The organism is Limnothrix sp. CMB-01 (assembly GCF_055193175.1).
Genome location: NZ_CM143720.1, coordinates 2,326,299 through 2,342,782 on the forward strand (window position 1 = coordinate 2,326,299; position 16,484 = coordinate 2,342,782).

The 16,484-nt window shown below is 55.6% G+C and carries 13 protein-coding genes; 6 read left to right on the forward strand and 7 right to left on the reverse strand.

Annotated features, from left to right (window positions below; genetic code table 11):
- Nucleotides 1-27: 27 nt before the first annotated feature.
- Both ACZA91_RS09835 and plsX read right to left on the reverse strand, forming a co-directional pair.
- Complete coding sequence (locus tag ACZA91_RS09835; RefSeq protein WP_463182156.1) at nt 28-1,050, reverse strand: beta-ketoacyl-ACP synthase III; 1,023 nt, start codon at nt 1,048-1,050, stop codon at nt 28-30.
- Nucleotides 1,050-2,087: a phosphate acyltransferase PlsX gene (plsX, locus tag ACZA91_RS09840; protein ID WP_190355572.1), complete on the reverse strand. Its 1,038-nt coding sequence runs from the start codon at nt 2,085-2,087 to the stop codon at nt 1,050-1,052. The genes ACZA91_RS09835 and plsX overlap by 1 nt, the downstream gene beginning before the upstream one ends.
- Before the next feature lie 974 nt (nt 2,088-3,061).
- On the opposite strand from plsX, the gene ACZA91_RS09845 reads away from it, so the two are divergent.
- From ACZA91_RS09845 to ACZA91_RS09855, 3 genes are all read left to right on the forward strand, one after another.
- Nucleotides 3,062-4,915 (forward strand): diguanylate cyclase domain-containing protein, encoded by a 1,854-nt coding sequence (locus ACZA91_RS09845; protein ID WP_099534577.1) that lies wholly within the window; start codon nt 3,062-3,064, stop codon nt 4,913-4,915.
- A gap of 212 nt (nt 4,916-5,127) precedes the next feature.
- A complete protein-coding gene (gene thrS / locus ACZA91_RS09850; protein WP_190526762.1) occupies nt 5,128-6,966 on the forward strand; it encodes a threonine--tRNA ligase in 1,839 nt (612 codons plus the stop codon).
- A gap of 187 nt (nt 6,967-7,153) precedes the next feature.
- Nucleotides 7,154-7,642 (forward strand): hypothetical protein, encoded by a 489-nt coding sequence (locus ACZA91_RS09855; protein ID WP_190355570.1) that lies wholly within the window; start codon nt 7,154-7,156, stop codon nt 7,640-7,642.
- 357 nt (nt 7,643-7,999) lie between these two features.
- Here the strand turns inward: ACZA91_RS09855 and ACZA91_RS09860 are convergent, their stop codons facing one another.
- Nucleotides 8,000-8,398 (reverse strand): bactofilin family protein, encoded by a 399-nt coding sequence (locus ACZA91_RS09860; protein ID WP_099534580.1) that lies wholly within the window; start codon nt 8,396-8,398, stop codon nt 8,000-8,002.
- A gap of 794 nt (nt 8,399-9,192) precedes the next feature.
- On the opposite strand from ACZA91_RS09860, the gene ACZA91_RS09865 reads away from it, so the two are divergent.
- Nucleotides 9,193-10,155, forward strand: coding sequence for a DUF72 domain-containing protein (locus ACZA91_RS09865; RefSeq protein WP_463182168.1), 963 nt, complete (start codon nt 9,193-9,195; stop codon nt 10,153-10,155).
- 38 nt (nt 10,156-10,193) lie between these two features.
- Here ACZA91_RS09865 and ACZA91_RS09870 read toward each other — a convergent pair whose 3' ends face one another.
- The 4 genes from ACZA91_RS09870 to ACZA91_RS09885 all read right to left on the reverse strand — a co-directional run bounded on the left by ACZA91_RS09870 (nt 10,194) and on the right by ACZA91_RS09885 (nt 15,562).
- Nucleotides 10,194-10,364 carry a hypothetical protein gene (locus ACZA91_RS09870; RefSeq protein ID WP_190355568.1) on the reverse strand — a complete coding sequence of 57 codons (171 nt, stop codon included), beginning with the start codon at nt 10,362-10,364 and terminating at the stop codon, nt 10,194-10,196.
- A gap of 706 nt (nt 10,365-11,070) precedes the next feature.
- Nucleotides 11,071-12,561 (reverse strand): protoporphyrinogen oxidase, encoded by a 1,491-nt coding sequence (hemG, locus tag ACZA91_RS09875; protein ID WP_347343139.1) that lies wholly within the window; start codon nt 12,559-12,561, stop codon nt 11,071-11,073.
- Between the two features lie 568 nt (nt 12,562-13,129).
- Nucleotides 13,130-15,139, reverse strand: a complete 2,010-nt coding sequence (locus tag ACZA91_RS09880) for an ABC1 kinase family protein (protein WP_463182172.1) — start codon at nt 15,137-15,139, stop codon at nt 13,130-13,132.
- Between the two features lie 192 nt (nt 15,140-15,331).
- Nucleotides 15,332-15,562 carry a hypothetical protein gene (locus ACZA91_RS09885; protein ID WP_463182175.1) on the reverse strand — a complete coding sequence of 77 codons (231 nt, stop codon included), beginning with the start codon at nt 15,560-15,562 and terminating at the stop codon, nt 15,332-15,334.
- Between the two features lie 478 nt (nt 15,563-16,040).
- Between ACZA91_RS09885 and ACZA91_RS09890 the strand changes: the two genes are divergently transcribed.
- Both ACZA91_RS09890 and ACZA91_RS09895 read left to right on the forward strand, forming a co-directional pair.
- Nucleotides 16,041-16,292: a DUF7219 family protein gene (locus ACZA91_RS09890; RefSeq protein ID WP_099534583.1), complete on the forward strand. Its 252-nt coding sequence runs from the start codon at nt 16,041-16,043 to the stop codon at nt 16,290-16,292.
- Nucleotides 16,293-16,297: 5 nt separating this feature from the next.
- Nucleotides 16,298-16,438, forward strand: coding sequence for a hypothetical protein (locus tag ACZA91_RS09895; protein WP_463182178.1), 141 nt, complete (start codon nt 16,298-16,300; stop codon nt 16,436-16,438).
- The last annotated feature ends 46 nt before the right edge of the window (nt 16,439-16,484 follow it).

Genomic DNA, 16,484 nt, shown 5'->3' on the forward strand with positions numbered 1-16,484 from the left:
GGCTGTGAGTCGGTTGGGCTGTGGCGGTCAGCGGCCCCAACGGACAATGACCGCGCCCCAGGACAGACCAGCCCCAAACCCAGCCAGGGCCAAGGTTTGGCCGGGCTGAATCCGTCCGTCACGAACCGCTTCATCAAGGGCGATCGGGATGGAGGCGGCGGATGTGTTGCCGTAGCGCTCTAAGTTGCTGATGGTTTTTTCGTGGGGCAACCCAAGGCGATCGGCCACTGCATCGATGATTCGTTGATTCGCTTGGTGCAACAGCAGCCAATCTACTTGCTCGATCGACCGTTCCGCCCGATGCAAGGCCTTCTCGATCGCCTCGGGAACCCGCTTAACGGCAAAACGATAGACTTCCTGACCGTTCATGGTGATCGGCTGAAAATTGCCTTGACCCACCACGGTTCCGTTTTTGAGGGGCTGCTCGATCGTCTCCCCCGCCAGGTTCAAGACATGGTTCATGGAGCCATCGCTGCGTAGCTCAAACCCCAGCAGAGCATCGCTAGCGGCGGGTTGCTCCTGCAAATCGATCGCCTGTAACACCACAGCCCCTGCCCCGTCGCCAAACAGGATGCAAGTGCCCCGATCGTTCCAGTTCACCCAGCGCGAGAGCACATCGGCCCCAATCAGCAGCACATTGCGATAAACACCCGATCGCAAAAACTGAGCCGCCGTCACCAAGCCAAACGCAAACCCCGAGCAAGCCGCCGTCAAATCCATCGCCACCGCGTGGCTCGCCCCGATCTCCCCTTGGATCGCCCCAGCACTCCCGAACAAATCATCGGGCGTGGAGGTGGCCAGCAGAATCAAATCCAAATCAGCCGCCTGGAGATCCGCCATCGCCAACGCCCGCTGAGCAGCCTTTGCAGCCAACGGCGTGAGGGACTCCTGCGGTTGCGCCAAACGCCGTTGACGGATTCCCGTCCGCGTGGCAATCCACTCGTCGGAGGTTTCAACCAACTGCTCTAGGGCGAGGTTGTCTAAAATTCCATCCGGCAAAGCTGAACCGCTGCCAATGAGGGCGATTCCAAAGGGCGATCGCGTTTGCATTAATTCTCCGAAGCAACAGCCTGCTGCACGCTTTGTTGATACTGGGCTTGGATTCGCTCAATCACACGAGATTCCACAGCCGCCTTGGCGAGGCGGATGGCCCCAAAGGCTGAGGGGGCCCGCGAGCTGCCATGGCCAATAATGCAAACCCCGTTCACGCCCAGCAACAAACCGCCCCCATGCTCCGCATGATCGACCCGTTGCTTAATGCGCTTCAGGTTGTGCTTCAACACCGTGACCCCAATTTTGCCGCGTGTGCCCTTGGGTAGTTCTTCCTTCACCACCTGAAGCATCGCGCTGCCCACCGCTTCCGCGAACTTCAGCAGCACATTGCCCACAAAGCCATCACAAACAGCCACATCGAACTGCCCTGAGAGGATATCGCGCCCCTCGGCATTGCCCGCAAAGTGAATGACGGGATTTTCCGACAGCAACTGATGGGCCCGCAGGGCCAGTTCATTGCCCTTACATTCCTCTTCGCCAATGTTGACCAGGCCCACGTTGGGCCGTTCCACCCCCAAAACATGTTGGCTGTAGATGGAACCCATCACGGCAAATTGCTCTAGGAATTTGGGGCGACAGTCCACATTGGCCCCCACATCCAAGATCAAAACTTGCTTGCCGTTGACCTGGGTTGGCAACACGGCCCCGATCGCGGGGCGTTCAATGCCCGGAATTCGTCCCAACCGTAGCAGTGCCGCCGCCATGGACGCGCCCGAGTGCCCCGCCGAAACCACAGCATCGGCTCGGCCTTCCTTGACCAGATTCGTGGCCACATTGATGGAAGAATTGGGTTTGCGGCGCAGGGCGGTTAATGGCTCTTCGTCCATCTCCACCACACCATCGGCGGGCACAATTTCGAGATTTGAACCAGCATTGTGCTCTTTCAGGCAAGCCTCGATTTTGTGGGGATCACCGACTAGCAGAACCTTAACCCCCAGTTCTTCGCTGGCGCGCACGGCTCCGGCGACGATTTCTTCGGGGGCATAGTCGCCGCCCATTGCGTCAATTGCGATTCGATCCCCAGTTGACCCCATAGAAGCCGAACACGGTAGAAGTCTCCCAAATTTTACCAGACAGGGTGCAAATGGCTGTCGTTTGGCAATTGGGTTTGGCAATTAGGCCGAATCGCTGGGCTTGGCAATTGGGTTTGGCGGCTTTTGGGGAGAGCGGCCGGTGGCTGCTGGGGAATGGTGAACCCCGTGAGCCGATGCAACCGAGACTCCGGCCCTAAGTTAGAGTTAAGTTCGGGGCCGATCATCGATTGAGCTTGGGTTGGTTTGGGTTGACTTGGGGTTGTTGGCCGCCAAACATTGAGCACAGCACTGAACACAGCAAGGTTAGATGAGCACAGCCCTGTGGCTGGTTGCTTGTGGTTCGGGATCGGCTGCCGGCGCTTGCGGCCTAGATTTGCGGTCTACGATTTGCGGTTCTAAGATCGATTGTCTTCATCCATCCGTTTAATCAATGCCGATCGAGCCACAGCCGAGGGGTAATGGGGCGATCTCCCTTGATGAAACTGGTTGCACCTCCGGTGATCCCCTGTGATCGATCAAGGGAAGATGGCTCGCCATCAACTGCATGAGTGATTTCATGACCGATCATGCGTGATGCACTGGGGGAATCGATCGGGACTCAGATCAACGACTGATTGACCCATCATCGATCACAATCAACTTGAGATTCACAGTCCTCTTGATCAGTACCCATTGATGAGACTGATCAGACCGATCACGTTAACTGATCGCTACTGCGCCAATCCATTAAATCCAGTGATTGGGTGAGGGCGATCGGGAAAATTGGGGCGATCGAGGGTGGTCAAGGTGATCGAAGGGTGATCAAATCGACGGCGATCAAGGCGATCAAATTAATGAAATCGATTGACCTAGAGCCATCTGCATGGAGATCAGGCGATCGATGACATTAATGGAGATCCGCAATGAAATCCGCAACCCCAATGCTCAAATATCTTGCGCAATCTACTGTCTGAGCCTGTCGGTGGCCAGGATGCATGGAAATTGAAGCGGCTGTTCAACGAACCTTTGCCACAGGCTCAGCGTCTGGATCGGTGGCGGAAGCGGCACGGCGCTGGATGGCTCTGCCCGATAGTGCTGCCCGATCGAGTTGTTTGCTGGTTCTCGAAAGCAATCAGCTTAAGGGCGTGGTCTTGCCTCGGGATCTCTTGCGGGCCCTGGCCACTCAGCCCACGCGGTTGCTGGGAACCATTGCCCAGGCCGTCCAACCAATCTTGCTCAAGGACTTGGGGCAATGGATTGGCACCATTGAGGGCCTCCGAACCCTGTTGGATCTGTTCACCCGCCAAGGCCTCGATATTTTGCCCGTGGTGGATGGAGGACTGCGGCCCCTCGGGGTATTGCCGCTGATGGTCGTTTCCCAAGAATTGATTTTGCGCCTGCAACAACAGGCCGATCACCGTGACCTGGCCGAGCAGCAGTTAATGACTGCCTATGCCGAAATGCGGGGCATGTTGGAAGCCCTGCCGGATCTGGTGCTGGAACTGTCAACGGAGCAGGCCCATGTGCGGGTGATGCCCACCCAGTTGGCCCAGGTGTCGAATCATGGGGGTGAGCTAATTAATCAGATGGTGGAAATTCTGACGGATTCCACCCGATCGGGCCCTTGGTTGGCCGCTGCGCGGGAAGCCATTCGGCAACAACGTTCCCTGTCTTTGGAATATTCCCTGCGGCTGGGAGAACAGGAGGCTTGGTTTATTGCCAACATTGCCCCCACCTCCCACAGCAGCGTGATTTGGGTGGCGCGTGATATCAGCGATCGCAAACGGGCCGAGCGGGCCCTGGCCGAAGCCAATGTTCAGCTCAAGGCTTGGATTGATACCCTAGAGCGCCGTAACCAGGAGTTGAAACTGCTGGGCGATCTCAGCGGTCTGCTGCAAACTTGCCTGAGCATCGCTGAGGCGGGCCGCGCCTTGCCCAGTGTGTTGATGGCTTTGTTTCCCCGCTGTAGTGGAGGGGTGTTTTTATACGACGACAGCAAGGGCGTATTTTCCCTGATCAGCCAGTGGGGCGATAGTTTCTCCAGCCAATCGACCTTTGCCTTTCGCCATTGCTGGGCCCTGCGGCGTGGGCGATCGCACCGAGTGGAATCGGGGCCGCAAAACCTGCGCTGTCAGCACGCCTTTGAGGGGTTCATTGGCGAATCTCTCTGTATGCCTTTGGTGGGGCGGGGGCAAACCTTGGGCCTGTTACACCTTTGCACCCAGCCCAATCAGCGTCTGATTTCCGAATACCAACCCATGGCCACGGCCGTGGCGGAGCACTTGGGCTTGGCCTTGTCTGATATGCAATCGCGCCAAAAACATAACCTGGTGACGCTTCAAGATGAGGATGCGCAACTGTTTAATCGGCAATATTTGGAGCAGCGGCTGCAGCGCGACTTGTTAAGTATGGCTCGTGCCCAGCAACCCTTGAGTTTGTTGGCGATCGCCCTGGATGGGTTGGCTGTGGCGGAGCGCCTTTCGGGCCAAGATACCAGCCGATATCTGTTGCAACGGGTGGTGATGCGGTTGCGCAACCATATTTCTGAGTTGGAAGCCCTGGGGCGCTACGGCAAATATGACTTGGTGCTGTTGTTGCCCAACACGGAAATTGAGGAAGCCTGTCGCCGAGCGGAGCGGTTGCGTCAACTGTTGTCGTCGCTGGATGCGTCCCTGCTGGAGTTTGCGCCCCAAGGAATTGGCGTGGCGATCGGGATTGCCAGTTTCCCAGACCATGGCCGCACGGCGGCTGAGTTATTGCACCGGGCAGACGTGGCCCTTTATCGGGCCCGATCGGGCAAGGGTAACGGGATTGTGCCCTATAGCTTGCCCGACAGCGATCGTGCCTAAACTGCCCATTTCTGCCTATTTTCGTCCATTCGCTCTGATTGTGCCCCTGAGCGTCCTGTCCCGAAACGCTACCCGATCGCGGGCCTCGCTAAGATAGAAGGCCCCAAGCGGCGGTTCGCGAACCAAAAGTCGGGCCATGTCGTCAATTAGCGTTAGAGTAGCCACGATGCGCGATCGACCGCCGCTTTCTACTGTTGTTGAGTTTCGTTGGTATGGTTCAGCAATTGCCCGATCGTCCCCTGCCCGCCGCCGACCAGGTTGATAAAATCACCCTGCCGAAAACTAGCGAATCGGAAACGCTGAAAAAAATTCGCCACACCACTTCCCACGTGATGGCCATGGCGGTGCAGCGCTTGTTTCCCAAGGCTCAAGTGACGATCGGCCCCTGGATCGAAAACGGCTTTTACTACGATTTTGATAGCCCCGAACCCTTCAGTGAAGAGGCGTTGAAGGCGATCAAAAAAGAGATGATCAAAATCATCAACAAAAAGCTGCCGGTGATTCGCGAAGAGGTATCCCGCGAGGAAGCCAAGCGCCGGATTGAGGCGATCGGGGAACCCTACAAGCTGGAAATTCTCGACGACATCAAAACCGAACCGATCACCCTCTATCACCTGGGCGATCAGTGGTGGGATCTCTGCGCCGGGCCCCACCTGGAAAACACCTCAGAAATTAACCCCAAGGCGATCGAACTGGAAACCGTGGCCGGAGCCTATTGGCGCGGCGATGCCACCAAGGCCCAGCTCCAGCGGATCTATGGCACGGCCTGGGAAACCCCCGAGCAACTAACCGAATATAAACGCCGCAAGGAAGAAGCCCTGAAGCGCGATCACCGCAAACTGGGTAAAGACTTGGGCTTGTTTATCTTTGCGGATCCCGTGGGCCCCGGCTTGCCCCTCTGGACTCCCAAGGGCACGATGCTGCGATCGATCCTCGAGGACTTCCTCAAAGGCGAACAGGTGAAGCGCGGCTATTTGCCCGTGGTCACGCCCCACATTGCCCGGGTGGATTTGTTCAAAACCTCCGGCCACTGGCAAAAGTACAAGGAAGACATGTTCCCGATGATGGCCGAGTCGCCGGAAGAGGCGGCCGCCGAGTTGGGCTTTGTGCTGAAGCCGATGAACTGCCCCTTCCACATCCAAATCTTTAAGAGCCAGTTGCGATCGTATCGGGAGCTGCCGATGCGCCTGGCGGAATTCGGCACGGTCTATCGCTACGAGCAGTCCGGCGAGTTGGGCGGTCTAACACGGGTGCGCGGCTTCACGGTGGATGACTCCCACCTGTTTGTTGCGCCCGAGCAGTTGGATGCGGAATTCCTGAAGGTGGTGGATCTGATCCTGACGGTGTTCAGGGCGCTGCAACTGAAGAATTTCAAAGCGCGTCTCAGCTTCCGCGATCCCGACTCCGACAAGTACATCGGCTCCGATGAGGCCTGGAATAAGGCCGAAAACGCGATTCGATCGGCCGTGCAAACCCTGGGCATGGATTCCTTTGAGGCCCCCGGTGAAGCGGCCTTCTATGGGCCCAAGCTGGACTTCATTTTCCAGGATGCCCTAGAGCGGGAATGGCAATTGGGCACGGTGCAGGTGGATTACAACCTGCCGGAGCGGTTTGATCTGGAATACGTCGCCGCCGATGGCAGCCGTCAGCGGCCGGTGATGATCCACCGGGCCCCGTTCGGTTCGATCGAGCGGCTAGTGGGCATCCTGATTGAGGAATATGCCGGGGACTTCCCCTTCTGGCTGGCTCCCGAGCAAATTCGGCTGTTGCCCGTGGGCGACAACTTCCGCGACTACGCCGATCAAGTGGTGACGCAACTGCAACTGGCGGGCATTCGGGCCACGGTGGATGGTTCGGGCGATCGGCTGGGCAAAATCGTCCGCAACGCCGAAAAGGAAAAAATTCCCGTGATGGCCGTGGTCGGCGAAAAAGAGCTGGAAACCAACAGCCTCAGCCTCCGCACCCGGGCCGACGGTGATTTGGGATCGGTGACGGTGGCCACCACGATCGAACGGGCCACGGCCGCCAACCGCGATCGCACCAATTTTTAGAGTTCAGGGCAGCGCCAGCCCAGAAAAGCTCTAGCCTAGGGAGGTGGAAACGGCCGACCGTGCCCCTGTTCCCGATCGAGGATGGGCCTCGTTTGCCCATCGCCCCGTCCTCGATCGTCCAACGGCTCAACAGTTCCTCATCTAGTTCCCATCAAGTCCCCATCACAAGTACCGCTTGAACTTTGCGATGAAACTTCAATCCACAATCGCAGCGATCGCCCTGGGTTTGCCGCTGCTGCTGACCCCCACCGCTGCCCAAGCTAACGAATACGATCGCTGTGTGCGCGACCTGCGCGACTCCAACATCAGCCCCGACCTGATTGCTAGCTCCTGTGCCTATGTGCTCCACCCCGAGGACTTGGGCGACTGCGTGGAGCGAATTGACGAAAAAACCACCATCTCAGCGGAGGCGGCCCTCAGAACCTGTCGGCAAGCTCGCCGCCCGATCGACACCGCCAACTGTGTGGTCAGCATCTCGCGGGCCGGAGCCGTTGACGGCAGCGCCGTTTTGGATCATTGTCGCCGCAGTTTGCTGCCCGAACGGTTTGCCCGTTGCGTCACCACCCTGAATCGCCAGGTGACCAGTGACCTCACCACCGCCATGGGCCAATGCATTGACGGGCGCGATCGCCCCCGTGACATGTATCCCGAATATCCCGGGCGATCGGGCAACTGAGATCGGTGACTGAGATCGTGAAACTGAGGCCGTAAATCAGCGTTTTGGTTGATTTGGGTCCCAGTTGATTTGGGTTCGATCGGGTTTGGCCCACCTGTCTGTTGCCCTGCCAAGCCCACACCCCCCTCAAGAGAACTGGATCTATCTCCTAGGGTTAAGCCGCAGTCGTTGAGGCTGAACCGCTAACCCCAGGAGATAGACCCAATCTCGATGATCTCAATGGTCAGTAGGATTTGTAGTCCCGACGGCGATTGGGGCCCGGTCGTTGGTCGGTTGTTTTTGAATGGTTGATGGATTGTTCACGGCATGGTGCCCCCTCTCACCTTGCCTAGTGTCCTAGGAAATCCCTGGAAATCCCTACTCGCTGCGGCCCACCAATTTGGGAATCGGCGGAGCGACGGGCAACAGGTTGGCATCCTTGGTGACAATGTGGCCCACGTAGAAAGCCCCCGCTTCAATATTCAAGGCGCTAACCACCACATCCCCCTCCAAGCGCGAGGTGCGCGTTAGGGTCAGACTCCCTTCGGCCACAATACTGGCCTTCACTGTGCCGTGAATGATGATGTTGCCGGCTTTGACCTCGGGCCCTTCGATCGAGCCAGTCGCCGAAATCTCCAAATCCCCATTCACTTCCACCGTGCCCCGCACCGCACCATCAACCCGTAAACCGCCCTGGACTCTTAAGTTTCCTTGAAAATCACTTCCCTCAGCCAAATAGGTCACTGACGGCATTAGTTTTTTGCTACGTCCAAACATCGGTTAACTCCAGAGTCACTATTGCATTGATCCATCCCCGCTTTCCTCCCAGCACGCGGCCTCGATCGCGAGGCCTGCTTCATTTTTCAACTCCTTGAAACTGCCTGAACTACTTTGCAAGTTTGCTGGGTCAGTGACCCAGTTGGTGTTGCCATCAACAACAATTTATACTTCCGATCCTTGTTGTTTTTCTGACTTCTTAGTTTTTCTGGCCCCTGCGTTTAAGGCTTGTTACTGATGGTGGCTTGTCCTGAGGGATAGAGTTGTCTTGAGATTAATATCCGCAGCCTGATCTCAGGGTTTTTACGGAATAAGATGCACTGATTTGAGTAGTGGATGAAACTGTGAATCAACTATCGCCAAACGGTTTTGCGCTTGTGGTTGATGGAAGAGGCGCAAATAGGGGCTAAGTTCTAAAATTCCCAAAAATTGCCCAAAATAAGCTCAAAATCCTGAAAAATTTGACTTTTCTCGACAATGATCGCCAAGAATTTTCTGAACGACGGTTTCCTAAACTTCAGAACAATCCATGCGACTCAGACCCTATAAACCCAAACGAACACAAATCAATCACAGTCAGTCTTTGAGCGTAATTTTGCCCGAATCATGAGGCTTGCGACTAATAGGGAGTTGATCTATTGGCGAGGGCTACGGAATTTGGATGCAGCTTTACCCGTGACGGGTCATGCCCCCTGGAGGATTGTGGGACATTTTGGAGAAGCAATGATTGCAAGATACTCTGAAGGATCTATTTTGAAGGATCTAGAAGGATCTATAGGGTATAGCAATAGGGTATGGCGATCGACTGGCAATTTCGGCTCGGCTGTGCCGTGTGGTCTTATCCCGGTTGGGTGGGTTCGGTGTATCCGCCGGGAACTTCGGGGCAAAAAGCCCTGCGTTGTTATGGCGAGCGGTTTTGGGCCGTTGAGGGCAACACGACGTTTTATGGTGTGCCCACGGCAGCCACGGTGCAGCGCTGGGGATCGTTGGTTCCCGATGGATTTCGCTTTTGCCTGAAGTTGCCTCGGGATGTGACCCATCTGGGGCCCTTGCTCGATCGCGGGCCGGCAGCGTTGGCCTTTGCGGAGCGAGCGTCGGCCTTGGGCGATCGGTGCGGGCCTTTGTTTGCCCAGCTTCCTCCTAGCTACGGCCCCAGCCAGAGCGCAGATCTGCGACAGTTTTTGAGCCAATGGCGACAGTCAACCGATGTTCCTTTGGCTTTGGAGGTGCGCCACCGGGATTGGTTTTTGCCCCATTGGCGTGATCGCCTCAATGGTTGGTTACGAGAGCTGGGGATTGGTCGGGTGGTGTTGGACACGCGGCCCATTTATCGGGGCTTGGATTTGGCCCGGGACGATCCCCAACGGCAATCCCAGCGCCGCAAACCGGATTTGCCGCTGCAAGCCTGTGTAACGGCGGAGTTCGCGATCGTCCGGTTCATTTCCCACCCGGAAGCCTGGCGCAATGAGGCTTATTTGTTGGAATGGCGCGATCGAGTGTTGCGCTGGCTGGAGCGAGGAGTGCAACTGTATTTTTTTGTCCATTGCCCGATCGAGGAGCATTCGCCCCACACGGCCCGCCAGTTTCAGGCTTTACTAGAGGCGGCGACGGTTCCGGCCGTGGCCGCGATCGCCCCGTTGCCTTGGAATCAGTTATCAATCACCGAAGGTGCGGCAGCAATGGCCAGGGATCGGACTGGGGGCGATCGCCTCGGATCCCAAAACGATTCCCAAAACGATCAGCTTTCCCTGTTTTAGGGAGCCGTATTTTAGGAAAAGAGACCGCAGCGAGGCGACTACATCAAACCGGTGCGATCAACCAACAGGGCCACACCTGCCGAAAAAGCCGTAATGCCCATCGCGATCCAGGGGCTTTGGCCGAACGCCACCGCGAAGGACACCGCCACACCGGCTCCAACGGCAGCGGAAATAACACCAGTGACCAAATCTTTTTGCTCGGGTTGCATGGTTTTTCCCTTGATGATTTCTTAAACAAAAGGCACTAATAAGAACCGCTAATGAGCGGCTGTGCTGTCCCAAATTACCATCCCGATTTAGCTGGGTGTTTGGGAAAGTCCCGGCTTTGCAATTAACCTTTAATAAGCTTGAGAATTCTTGAAATTTCGCGATAAAAATTCACAAATCAGCCAAATTTTCGTCGATCAGAACGCAATAAACGGCAATGACTAAACAAATAGCAGTTCCAATGCAGTCGCCTAAAAACGGGAGTGCCAAGGGCCGATCAGTGAAATGGCCGTGAACTAGTTGGCGAGTTGGTCAACAGGCATCTGGGAGCTAGAAAAATCGTAAAAATCTGTGAAAAAGATAAGAAAATGAACAATATCAATCAATAAACGAATTAAAAAATGAATTTAAGGGCAGATCTAGACATGAAAACTAGAAAAATCAGCAACATAGCCAGAACAATCGTCAAAAGCACAACAATCAACAAACAGGGATCAACAACCAATAATCAACTAATCATCCACAAATTAGGGATCAACCAGCAGCTATTAGAACGCAGGTATTTGAACAAAGAGCGCACAGCGAAAGGAGAACTGTGCGCCCTTTGAGAAATGGTTGAACGTAATTCAAAACAATTCAACGCGATCCAAAATCCAAAAATAGATCCCCGATCGGGTGGGTGGGGGCTGAGTGTCTAGACCCGACTGCCTAGACTCGACTGCCGAGGAACTGCTCGATCGCGTCGGCCTGTTCCCAACCATGGCGCACGCAATCACCCAGCGCTACGCCGCCTTCATAGTTGCTGCAAGCAAAGAGGCCAGGCCAATGCTGAAGCTCCTGGTGCAAGGTGGCCAGGCGAGACCCATGCCCGATTGTGTATTGCGGGATTGCCCGTCGCCAGAGTTTGACCGACAGCACCTTGGGCGGCACGTCCTGTTTCAGCAAAATCCGCCGCACGTCCGCATGAACCATTTGGGCGATTTCGTCTTCGGTTTTGTGGATCAGGGTGGGGTTTTGTGCGCCGCCAATGAAGTTGATTAGGTGGGCCCAACCTTGGGGAGCGCGTCCTGCAAACAGGCTGGATGCCCAAATGGTTCCTAGGGTTTGCAGGCCCAGGCTGCGGGGAATCAGGTTGCCAAAGCCGCGCAGGGACTGGGCAAAGGCGGTTTCGGGATAGGCCAAAATTACGCAGGCAACGGCGGGGTAGGGAATGGCGTTGAGGGCGGTGCTGGCTCGGGGGGCGAGGGGTTCTAGCAGTTGAGCCGTGACCGGAGCTGGGGTAGCCAGAATGATCGATCGAGCCGTGATCTGTTGGGGGCCATCGGGGCTGGCGATCGCAACCTGGTAAGTGCCTTGGGGATCACGGGCGATCGCTTCCACTTGCCAACCCAGCTTGACCCGATTGCCCAAACCGCGTGCCACCGCTTCCGGCAAAGCTTGCAGTCCCTCGCGGAAGGATCCCAACTCCCCAGACTTGGGCTTGGGTAAGCGGGGATCGGCTGGGGGCGCTTGTTTGGCCGCTTGGCGTTTGGCCCAGAGAATCCGCGCTGCCCCGGCTCCCAAGCCACCACCGGCCGCTTGCATGGCGGCCATTTTGCGGAAGGCTGCCGAAGCACTGAGGGCATTGGGATCTCCGGCATAAACCCCCGAGATAAAGGGATCCACGAGGCGCTCCATGGCTTCTTGACCCAGGTGGCGAGTGAAGAATTCACGGACGGTTTCTTCGCCGCCCCTTGCCGAAATGGCTGCACCCACGATCGGGGGCACAAAACCCGCCGCACCTAACAGCAGTCTGGCTTTGCCCCGATCGCTCAGCAAGGTGGAATTCCAAAATGCGCCGGGACTCATGGGAATGGCTTGTAACCGACCGTCCCAGTAGACAAATCGAGGCAGCTTGCCATCCGCAAACACCAGCTCATCCTTCAACCCCACTTCCACGGCGAGTTTCAGCAGCTCTGGCGTGGGGGCGAAGCTGTTGGGCCCCTCTTCCCACAGGAACCCATCGGCCGATCGGGTGGTGATGTTGCCGCCCACACGGTTTTGCGCTTCCACCACCAGGGTCGATCGCCCTCGGTTGCCCGAGTGATTCACCAAGCGGTGGGCAGCGCTCAAGCCCGTTAAACCCGCGCCGACAATCAACACATCGATCGTCGTCGATCGATCCGTTGTCCCTTCAACCCCAATCGGTGCAGCAACCACCACGGCTTGATCTCCTTTTTTCAAGTTTTCTCAAAACAATTTCAAATTCAAACGCCAGCCCACGAATGGGGCTAGTTGCGCTAGTTGCGTTAATTGCACTAGTTGCCCTGGCTTCCCTGAGTTCAATCAATCGCTTGAAGGACGGGTGATTCCAGGTGCTTGCAGTTATTCGCAGGCGCTCGCGGTTGATTTCAGTCGATGCGATCTCGATGCGATTTCAAGCGATGTGGGATCGATCGAGTGAATTGATTTAATTGTGCGGTTTTTGGGGCTGGGGCGATCGGGTCTCGGGAGGAGGGGCGATCGGCCAGCCAACCGCTTCTTAATTTAACCGTTGATGGTCTTTTATCTTTTTATCGTTATTGGGTTATAAAAAATCAATAATGACCCTCAAGGAATGCTGAGTGAGCCAATGCTGGGCGAGCTAATGCGGGGCTGCCGGGTAACTGAGGATCGCGCTCTGAACGTAGAAGGCGATCGCCCGATCGAGCAATCGCCTTCCCCTCAAGTAAGCCTCAAGCAACCCTGAGCACCAGTCCCAAGGGATCCAAATTTTCCCGATGATTGCCTAACGCAGAGCTGCGATCGGGACGGCCGCCTTGGAATCGGTCATTGGCTGGGGCGATCGCGCCACCAACACCTCCCGAATCAACCGGGCGATCGCGCGTTGGGCTAACTCTCCGGCGATTTGTTGACCCAACTGCTGGGTTTCCGGCCGCACCAGGATCCGCGCCGCCAACTGCAACAGCTTCATGGAATCAAACCCAGGCGTTTCCTGAAGCAACTGCCAAATGCGTTGCAACCGCTCCAGGGTTTCGCGCGGGTTGCTGGGGTTGGTTCCCGGGTTGGAACTTGCCGGACTGCCCGGGTTGCGGTTCAGGAACTTGCCCCAATTGTCCAAGAGCGATCGCCAAGCACTTTGGCCCGCCGCGTCGATCGCTTCCACTAACCGATTGGCGACCTGCTGGCGAATAAATTCCCCACGCTCCGAAAACAGAAACTCTGCTGCCCGATCAATCCCTTCATTGAGATCATAATCAGTACTGTCCTTGGCATTTCGCAACAGATTTTCTAACCGATTCCAACGAAAATCTCCTTCCCGAAACAGCAAATCTTGCAACGAAGCCCGTAGTTCTGGAGCCGGATCCGTGAGCAATCGTTTGGCAATGTAAGGATAGGCTTTGCTGAGCACTTTGAATTCCGGATCCACATTGATCGCAATCCCTTCGAGGGTCACCAGCGATCGAATAATCAGGGCATAGTAAGCCGGAACTCGAAACGGATATTCATACATCACCCCTGACAATTGATCGGTGATATTTTTGAAATTCAGCTCCGAAACACTCGATCCCAACGCATTGCTAAACACGCCGGATAGGGCTTGGGAAATTGGCTCCAAATTGGTGTCAGGGGTCAAAAACTCCAGCTTCACATAGTCTTCCGCCAATCGAGCAAAATCGCGATTCACCATGTGAACCACCGCTTCGATCAGTCCGTAGCGCTGATATTTTTTAACCCGGCTCATCATCCCAAAATCGAGATAAGCCAATTGACCATTGGGCATAGCCAACAGGTTGCCCGGGTGGGGATCCGCATGGAAAAAACCATGTTCCAGCAATTGCCGCAGAGAACACTGCACCCCCACATTTACCAAGTGGGTGGCATCAATGCCTTGTGCGGCCACTTCTTTCAAATTGGTGAGCTTGGTTCCCGAAATCCACTCCATGGTTAACACCCGTTTGCCGGTGTATTGCCAATAGATTTTGGGCACGTAAATTTCTGCCATGGAGCCATAGAGCTTGGCAAATTGTTCTGCGTTTCGCCCTTCTTGGGAATAGTCCATTTCCTCAAAAATGCGGGCCGCAAATTCATCGGTAATGGCAACTAGGTTGCTCCGCAGTCGCTTGACATTTTTCATGGCCCATTTGGCAAGGCCACGCATGATGTAAACGTCAAGTGTGATTTGCTCCGTGAGTCCGGGGCGTTGCACTTTCACGGCAACGGCTTCCCCAGTTTTCAATTTGCCGCGATAGACTTGCCCCAGGCTGGCGGCGGCAACGGGTTTTTCGCTGAGTTCGGCAAAGCAATTTTCGGGGCGATCGCCCAATTCTTCCTCGATGAATCGGTAGGCAATTTCATTTGGAAAAGCTGGCAATTGATCTTGCAGTTGGGTCAACTCTTCCAAATAAACCGGCGGCACGAGGTCGGGTCGGGTGGAAAGGGCTTGGCCCACTTTGATGAAGGCGGGCCCCAACTGGGTCAGCAATTCTCGTAACTGGCGAGCGCGGCGGGCTTCGTTGCGCTTGACTTGGGTGCTCTGGCGATCGCGCCAAATCGCAAAGGCAAACATGAAGCAGGGCCACAAAACGGCGATCGCCCGTTGCAGCACTGCCCACCAGCGTCCTCGATAGGCCGCGTCGATCGCGTCTGGGTCGTAGTGGGGCGATCGATAGGTTTCGATGTCTTCGTCGTCGGTGGGCCCCTGATTTGGCGAGACCGGCGCGGAAACATCCTCTGCCACTGCCCGTGCCTCGATCGTGGCCCGTTTGGGATCCGTCGCATCAAACACAGGAGTCATCGCTGAAGTCATGGCGAACGTTGCCTGAACCAGTTACTTAGTAACCAATTGTAAATACTGTCGCCATCAATCGTTGGATTTCGATGGCGATTGATAGGAATCGATTGACAACGGGACAGCCTTAGAGGGCAAACGGGGAGCTGAGTTCAGTGGATCGCCACGGCCCGTAAGGCTCTCCGCGATGGTTCACGGTTAACCGAAATAATCAGAACCATTCCCGAGCTTTCCGATCTTTTTGACGAATCGTCTCGAATCCTTAAGGAACTGGGCCTTGGCCCATCGAAAAGCCCCGGTTTCCTCCATGATGGTTAATTGTTCTCGGCTTTTCGCGCCCTGCAACCCTAACGGAAACGTCGCTTGAAACGTTGGTGAATCAGGCTTTGAACGATCCTGATTGGCTGAACTGAGGGGAGAAAAAGCCAAGGGCGAAAAGCCCAGAGTGCAAAATCAAAATCCAAGGGGGGCGTGATGATGTCGATCGGGCTGGAGGACGATCGCGATCGCAGTGTTTCTCCGCAACTTCAGGGATGCTGAAACTAATCAATTTCTCCAGCGATCGGATCTTTTTCCGATCAGTCCCTAATCTCTCCCTGGAATCTAGTCTCTCCCTGGAATATTGATGTCTTGATCGGGTGCAAAACCTTAACCCAGTCCAGTTCAGGTCAGGTGCTTGACAAATTTTCCAAATTCAGGCCCAAAATTCCAAAACTAGGTTAAACTTAGGTTAAGAAGCCCTTAAGGGAGCTTCGTTCGCGCCCAACTCACGCCGTTACCGCGATCGCCCAGCGTTATCCTCCAACCAGGTGCAATCAGACCTTAACCCTCTGCTCTAACATCTTCCGGAAGCTCGCGATCGCCTCTTCGTCCATTCACAAATCGTGTATGACCTGGAGGTTATCCCATGAAAGACCATGCGACCTTTATCGCTCCTTGCTCCACCTATCGCGGCGTAGTTCGCCCCGAGAATTTGGTCTTTAACGCGAACCTCCAAGAGTTTGCCCAACGAGTTGGCTTCATTTGCAACTTGGAGACCAATGGCAAGCTCTCACCCGAGGAAGCTTTTCATGAACTGCAATCCCTGTGGGCTTCCCTGGAAGGGAGTTATGAAAACCTTGGCGTTGGCCAAGAACCTTTTGGATCCAATCCGCAATAGTGGCCATGCTCGCGACCAACCACTTTAGCGAAGGCTTTGGATGGTTACGAGTGGCGCGGCGACCCAAGTTTGGGTTTTTGGCGGATCCACTGTTTGGACTCGCAGACTCACCATCGATGTATTCCCGGTTCGCCATTGCGGCCTAGCCCCACGGCTGCGCGTAGTTGCTGAATGCTCCATGGTTCGATCGCC